Below are 6683 nucleotides of genomic sequence, written 5' to 3' on the forward strand. Positions count from 1 at the left end.
GCGCCCTCGCCTGTAGCCTGAAAGCCGTCCCATGCCCTTCGAACTCACCGTAGAACCGCTTACCCTGCTGATCCTCGCCGCAGTGGCCTTCGTCGCCGGTTTCATCGATGCCATTGCCGGTGGCGGCGGCCTGCTCACCACCCCCGCCCTGCTCACCGCCGGCATGCCGCCGCACCTGGTGCTGGGCACCAACAAGCTCAGCTCGACCTTCGGCTCGGCCACCGCCGGGTTCACCTACTACCGGCGCAAGCTGTTCCACCCGACCCAGTGGCGCCTGGCGATCGTCGGCACACTGAGCGGCGCGCTGATCGGCGCGGTGATCGCGCACTACATGCCCGCCGAATGGCTGAACAAGATGCTGCCGGTGATCGTCTTCGCCTGTGGCGTGTACCTGCTGTTCGGCGGCACCCCCAAGGCGCCGCTGGATGCCGATGCACCGATCAGGAAAAAATGGCAGTTCCCCCAGGGTTTCACCCTTGGTTTCTACGACGGTGTAGCAGGCCCCGGCACGGGTGCGTTCTGGACGGTCAGCACACTGCTGCTCTACCCCATCGACCTGGTACGTGCCAGTGGTGTGGCGCGCAGCATGAACTTCGTCAGCAACATCGCGGCGCTGACGGTGTTCGTGATTTCCGGGCAAGTGGACTACATCGTCGGCCTGGCCATGGGCGTGTCGGTGATGATCGGTGCGTTCTTCGGCGCCCGCACCGCGATCAGCGGCGGTAGCAAGTTCATTCGCCCGGTGTTCATCACCGTGGTGCTGGCGCTGACCGTGCGCCTGGCCTGGCAGCACTGGTTCGGCCAGGCCTGAGCGGCCCAGCCCTCATCTGGATTAACCACGATGACAACGCCGTCGTGGTTGCACGCGGAACAGCCCTGATCAGGTCGGCAGCACCGGCTCTGCCAGCCCCAGACGCCGCGCCACGTACAGGTCGATCAGGTAGCGGGCGATGGAGCGCCCGGCGGGCAACGGCGGCAGGTCGTGCACGCTGAACCACTGGGCATCCTCGATCTCGTCAGGCTGCATGACGATCTCGCCGCCAGCGTACTCGGCGTGGAAGCCCAGCATCATCGAATGTGGGAACGGCCAGCACTGGCTGCCCACGTACTGGATATTCTTGACCTGCACCGCCACTTCCTCGCGCACTTCGCGCACCAGGCAATCCTCCGCCGACTCGCCCGGTTCGGCAAAGCCGGCCAGGGTGCTGTACACGCCGGTGACGAAGCGCGGCGAGCGCGCCAGCAGGATTTCGTCGCCACGGGTCACCAGCACGATCATGCTGGGCGAGATGCGCGGGTAGCTGCGCAGGTCGCAGGCCTGGCAATGCATCGCCCGCTCCCAGCGAATCTGCGTCATCGGCTGGCCGCAGCTGCCGCAGAAACGATGCTCGCGCGCCCAGGTGCCGATCTGTGCGGCGTAACCCAGCAGCTTGTAGGTGTCGAAGTCGCCTTCGAGCATGAACTGGCGCAGGCCGCGCCAGCTCATGCCCGGCAGTTCGCTGGCAGTGCGCAGCTCCAGGAGGAACACCGGTTCGCCGTCGAAATGACCGATACCGTGCTCGCAGAGCACATCCAGCTCCTGGCGCTTGAGCCAGTCCCGCGGGAACAACGCACCGTTGTCGTCCACCAGGAACCCCGCAGGGCTGCGGGCGACGGCCAGGCCGCCAGCGGTCTGCGGGTCGAGTACTGCGGTAGTCCAGCGTGCTGACATGTTCGGATCCCTTCAGGCGCGTGCGCCGTCGGGAAGTCAGTCGGCGAACGTCGGTTTCTGTTTGTTCATGTGGGCCGCCACCGCGACCCGCAGGTCTTCTGACTGCAGCATGGCGGCGTTCCAGGTGGCGATGTACTGCAGGCCATCGTCGATACGATGGTCGCGCATGTAGCTGATCATTTCCTTGGTGCCGGCCACGGCAATGGGCGATTTTCCTGCAATTTCCCGGGCGATGGCAAAGACCCCGTCGAGCAATGCAGCCTGGTCGTCATAGACCCGGTTGACCAGGCCGATGCGCAATGCCTCGGTGGCGTCGATCATACGCCCGGTGTAGGCCAGCTCACGCATCATGCCGTCGCCGATGATACGTGGCAAACGTTGCAGGGTGCCGACATCGGCGGCCATGCCCATGTCGATTTCCTTGATCGAGAACTGCGCATCAGCGCTGCAATAGCGCATGTCGCAGGCCGACACCAGGTCGATGGCCCCGCCGATGCAATAGCCCTGAATCGCCGCCAGTACCGGCTTGCGGCACTTGTCGACGGCCGTGAACGAGCTTTGCAGGCGCAGGATGGTGCGGCGCAGCAGGCGCGCATTGCGGCCGGCGTCCTTGCCCATCTGGCCGGCCAGCGAGGCCAGCATCATCAGGTCGATCCCCGAGGAAAAATGCTTGCCCGCGCCGCTGACAACCACCGCCCGCACCGCCTCGGTGTCGTCGATCCACTGGAAGATTTCGACGATTTCCTCCCAGAAGGCCGCGTTCATCGCGTTGATTTTTTCCGGGCGATTGATCTGTACATGGGCGATGTTGTCGGTCAGTTCGACCTTGAACGCGGTGTACTCGGTCACGGGCGGCACTCCTGTGGGGAAAGGGTTCACGCGCCGGACTATAACGCACCTGCAAGGCGGTGCTTATGCCAAAGGCGGGACTGATCGCCGCGGGTAACAAATGGGCTGTCGATTCGCGTCCTGCCCGTTCGACCAATGTTCAGGAACCGCAGTGACCTATTCTTCAACTGCCCCGAACACCCCTCGCGAGGACATCCCCATGCGCACACTCATCGTTGCCGCGTTCGTCAGCCTGGACGGCGTCATGCAGGCCCCTGGCGGCCCGCAGGAAGACACCAGCCAAGGCTTCGGTTTTGGCGGCTGGCTCGTGCCCTATGCCGACGAGACCTTTGGCCAGGCCATGCAGACGCTGTTCAGCCAGCCCTTCGAACTGCTGCTGGGGCGGCGTACCTACGACATCTTTGCCGGCTACTGGCCCAAGGTAGACGCCGACTCGGACAACGCGCCCATGGCCGAGTTGTTCAACAAGGTGCCCAAGCACGTCGCCACCCACCACCCTGACAGCCTCGACTGGCAAAACAGCCGCGCCCTGGGCGCTGATGTGATCCAGGCCGTCGGCACGCTCAAGCAGCAGGACGGCCCGGCGCTGCTCACCCAAGGCAGCGCCGAACTGGTGCAGCAACTGTTGGCTGCTGGGTTGGTGGACGAGCTGCGCCTGTTGATCAACCCGGTGATGCTCGGGCACGGCAAGCGGCTGTTCGCAGACAACGCGCAACCGGCAGCGCTGAGCCTGGTCGAGTCCCTGAGCACGCCACGCGGGGTACTGCTCGCCCATTACCGGCGCAGTGGCGCGGTGCAGACCGGCAGCTTTGCCTGACACAGCGCCCAACCCGGGTTGTGCCCACCGGCGTGTCGCGCCTTAGAATAGGCCGACACTCTCTGGAAGCATTTCATATGGACCTGCTGTTCCTGGGCACCAGCGCCGGAGCGCCCACCAAGGCGCGCAATGTCAGCGCAACGGCCGTCATCGACACGAGCGGCAGCGGCTGGTATCTGGTCGACTGCGGCGAGGCCACCCAGCACCAGCTCCTGCACACACCGTTATCGGTCCGCGACCTGCGCGCGATCTTCATCACCCACGTACATGGCGATCACTGCTTCGGCCTGCCCGGCCTGCTGGCCAGCGCCGGCATGTCCGGGCGCAGCGAGCCACTCGAGCTGATCCTGCCAACTGCCCTGCACGACTGGGTGCGCCTGAGCCTTTCGGTCAGCGACACCTACCTGCCCTTCGAGCTGCGCCTGCACGCGGCCGAAACCTTCGGCACCTGGAGCAACACCAGCCTGCAGGTCAATGCAGTCGAGCTGTCCCATCGGGTGCCGAGCCGTGGCTATGTGTTCACCGAGATCAACCCCGAGCCCCGCCTGGACATCCAGCGCCTGGAGGCCGACGGCATCCCACGCGGCCCGTTGTGGGGCGAACTGGCCAAGGGCACTGCCGTGGTTCACGAGGGCCGCATGCTCGATCCGCGGGACTACCTGCGCGCCTCCCGGCCTGCGCGACGGGTCATCGTCTGCGGCGACAACGATCGCCCCGAGCTGTTGGCAGAGGTTGCCAGGGACGCGGATGTACTGGTGCACGAAGCGACCTTCACCCAGCCACTGATCGAACGCACCGGTGTCAGCTTCGGACACAGCAGCGCCGAGGCGGTCGCGCGCTTCGCCCAGGCCGCCGGGGTGAGGAATCTCGTGCTCACGCACTTCAGCGCGCGCTACCAGGGCGATCCACGGCGCAGCCCGTGCATCGACGACATCCACGCCGAAGCCCAGACCCACTACGACGGTTGCTTGATACTGGCGCGCGATCTTCAGCGTTATCACCTGGCCCGAAACGGGCAACTGGTACGCGAGCAAAATACTTGAACGCGAAATTGCACTGAACCAACCGACCAGCCGCGCGATCCTTCCCTAGGCGCAGCCAGCGTAAAAATCGCTGGATTTCATCGCCAAAGACAAGGAGCCGCCATGACCACGACCGTCCACGACCCCTACCGGTGCACGCCCGGGCCGCTGCATGCGACCCTGCTGGCGGGCACCGTGCCGCTGTTTCTCGGGGCACTGATCAGCGACATCGCCTACTACCAGACCTTCCAGATCCAGTGGAGCAACTTCGCCGCCTGGCTCATCGCCGGAGGGCTGCTGTTCTGCGGCCTGGCCGTGCTGTTCGCGTTGGCCAACCTGGTGCGCGCCGAGCGCAAGGCCGGTCGCCCGGTGCTGTACGTGCTGCTGTTGGTGGTGACCTGGCTGCTGGGGCTGGTCAACGCCTTCGAGCACGCCAAGGATGCCTGGGCGGTCATGCCCTCGGGGCTGGTGCTGTCGGTGATCGTCAGCGTGCTGGCCTGCATCGCCACCTGGATTGGCCTGACCAACCTGCGCTCGGGAGGTGCTGCATGAAGACGCCCCTTGCGCTGTCGATCCTGAGCATGAGCCTGCTGCTGGCCGCCTGCGGTGGTGAAGGCGATGCCACCCAGGCCCGCGGCCCCGACCCGAAACTTCCGGCCCCCGAACGTGGCCTGCTACCGAGCATGAAGATCGCCGAGCCGGCACTGTGGGGCGAGCAGAAACCCAAGGTGCCGGACGGCTACAGCATCACGGCCATCGCCACCGACCTGAAGATCCCGCGCCAGACGCTGATCCTGCCCAACGGCGACATCATCGTGGCAGAAGGTCGTGGCGGCAATGCCGCCAAGCTCAAGCCCAAGGACGTGATCGCCAGCCAGATCAAGGCCAAGGGCAACACCCAGGTCAAAAGCGGCAATCGCCTCACCCTGCTGCGCGATGCCGATGGCGACGGCCGCTACGAAGTGCAGACGGTGTTCGCCGACAACCTCAACGCCCCCTACGGCCTGGCGTTTGCCGATGGCAAGCTGTACGTGGCCAATCAGGATGCGCTGGTGCGCTTCGATTACCAGGACGGCCAGACCAAGGCCGACGGCCCGCCGACCACGCTCACCGAGCTGCCCTCGGCGATCAACCACCACTGGACCAAGGCGCTGACCATCAGCCCGGACGGTCGCTACCTGTATGTGGGCATCGGCTCGAACAGCAACATCACCGAGCGCGGCATGGAAGTCGAGATCGACCGCGCGATGGTCTGGCAGATCGACGCCCAGACCGGCGCCCACAAACCCTACGCGACCGGCCTGCGCAACCCCACGGCGCTGACCATCCAGCCTGATTCGGGGCAACTGTGGGCGGTGGTCAACGAACGCGACGAGCTGGGGCCGGACCTGGTGCCGGACTACCTGACTTCGGTGCGCGAAGGGGCCTTCTACGGGTGGCCCTGGAGCTACTGGGGGCAGAACGTCGATACCCGCGCGCAACCGCAGAACCCGGAGAAAGTCGCCGCCGCGATCAAGCCGGACTACAGCCTGGGTTCGCACGTCGCCGCACTGGGCGTGGATTTCTCCCTGCCGGCGATGGGCGAAAAGTTTGCCAACGGTGTATTCGTGGGCGAGCACGGCAGCTGGAACCGACCCAATCCTGTCGGCTACAAGGTGATCTTCGTGCCGTTCAGCAACGGCAAGCCAGCGGGTGAGCCAATCGACTTCGCTACCGGTTTCCGGGGTGAGGATGGCAAGACACGCGGCCGCCCGGTGGGGGTGACTGTGGACCCGAAAGGCGCGCTGATCATCGCCGACGACCTGGCCAATACTGTGTGGCGGGTGACGCGTAATCAGTGATGCGCTAAATCAAGGCCAGCCCGCCCCCACAGGGGGATGGCTGACCTTGAGGTTTTGAACCACACCTGCCATGGCCTTGAAATCTGGCGCCAGCTCACCCCTGCCGCGCCTAAACCGCCAAGCCTACCCGCCCAGCACCACCACCTATGTCTCCAGCAAACGCAGCGACATCGCCCCCCCCCAACAGCCAGACCCCGTCCCTGATCACGATCTGACGGAGCGTTCGCAAAGCAACACTCCAGCCTGTGAAAGCGATATTTTTTTCTGTAACGAAAATGTAATATTCGCTTTCGCAGATAAAACAACAACGTTGGAGTACCCCGATGTTTGCCTTCTTCCGCCCCGCCGTGCACCGGGCGCCGCTGCCCGCTGAACAGGTCGACAGTACCTATCGCCGCCTGCGCTGGCAGATCTTCGCCGGCATCTTCTTCGGTTATGCAGGG

The 6683-nt window shown here is 64.9% G+C and carries 8 protein-coding genes; 6 read left to right on the top strand and 2 right to left on the bottom strand.

What is annotated here, in order from left to right:
- The first annotated feature begins 31 nt into the window (after positions 1-31).
- Positions 32-811, top strand: a complete 780-nt coding sequence (locus APH44_RS07855; protein ID WP_054892131.1) for a TSUP family transporter — start codon at positions 32-34, stop codon at positions 809-811.
- 69 nt (positions 812-880) lie between these two features.
- Here the strand turns inward: APH44_RS07855 and nudC are convergent, their stop codons facing one another.
- Together nudC and APH44_RS07865 are read right to left on the bottom strand one after the other, a co-directional pair.
- Positions 881-1711, bottom strand: coding sequence for an NAD(+) diphosphatase (nudC, locus tag APH44_RS07860; RefSeq protein WP_054892132.1), 831 nt, complete (start codon positions 1709-1711; stop codon positions 881-883).
- 36 nt (positions 1712-1747) lie between these two features.
- Positions 1748-2560 carry a crotonase/enoyl-CoA hydratase family protein gene (locus APH44_RS07865; RefSeq protein ID WP_054892133.1) on the bottom strand — a complete coding sequence of 271 codons (813 nt, stop codon included), beginning with the start codon at positions 2558-2560 and terminating at the stop codon, positions 1748-1750.
- A gap of 199 nt (positions 2561-2759) precedes the next feature.
- Between APH44_RS07865 and APH44_RS07870 the strand changes: the two genes are divergently transcribed.
- From APH44_RS07870 to APH44_RS30335, 5 genes are all read left to right on the top strand, one after another.
- On the top strand, positions 2760-3377 hold the full coding sequence (locus APH44_RS07870; protein WP_054892134.1) for a dihydrofolate reductase family protein: 618 nt from the start codon (positions 2760-2762) through the stop codon (positions 3375-3377).
- 77 nt (positions 3378-3454) lie between these two features.
- A complete protein-coding gene (locus tag APH44_RS07875) occupies positions 3455-4420 on the top strand; it encodes an MBL fold metallo-hydrolase (protein ID WP_054892135.1) in 966 nt (321 codons plus the stop codon).
- A 102-nt stretch (positions 4421-4522) separates the two neighbouring features.
- Positions 4523-4951, top strand: coding sequence for a DUF2231 domain-containing protein (locus tag APH44_RS07880; protein WP_054892136.1), 429 nt, complete (start codon positions 4523-4525; stop codon positions 4949-4951).
- Positions 4948-6240 carry a sorbosone dehydrogenase family protein gene (locus APH44_RS07885; RefSeq protein WP_054892137.1) on the top strand — a complete coding sequence of 431 codons (1293 nt, stop codon included), beginning with the start codon at positions 4948-4950 and terminating at the stop codon, positions 6238-6240. Before APH44_RS07880 ends, APH44_RS07885 begins: the two co-directional genes overlap by 4 nt.
- Positions 6241-6563: 323 nt before the next feature.
- The coding region (locus APH44_RS30335) for a hypothetical protein (protein WP_256216604.1) at positions 6564-6683 on the top strand (120 nt) is incomplete at its 3' end.

The organism is Pseudomonas sp. NBRC 111143, from assembly GCF_001320965.1.
GTDB lineage: Bacteria > Pseudomonadota > Gammaproteobacteria > Pseudomonadales > Pseudomonadaceae > Aquipseudomonas > Aquipseudomonas machongensis.

Bases quoted from the DNA above. Each gene is read 5' to 3' on its own strand.
- APH44_RS07855 (WP_054892131.1), top strand. From the start codon at position 32: ATGCCCTTCGAACTCACCGTAGAACCGCTTACCCTGCTGATCCTCGCC.
- nudC (WP_054892132.1), bottom strand. From the start codon at position 1,711: ATGTCAGCACGCTGGACTACCGCAGTACTCGACCCGCAGACCGCTGGC.
- APH44_RS07870 (WP_054892134.1), top strand. From the start codon at position 2,760: ATGCGCACACTCATCGTTGCCGCGTTCGTCAGCCTGGACGGCGTCATG.
- APH44_RS07875 (WP_054892135.1), top strand. From the start codon at position 3,455: ATGGACCTGCTGTTCCTGGGCACCAGCGCCGGAGCGCCCACCAAGGCG.
- APH44_RS07880 (WP_054892136.1), top strand. From the start codon at position 4,523: ATGACCACGACCGTCCACGACCCCTACCGGTGCACGCCCGGGCCGCTG.
- APH44_RS07885 (WP_054892137.1), top strand. From the start codon at position 4,948: ATGAAGACGCCCCTTGCGCTGTCGATCCTGAGCATGAGCCTGCTGCTG.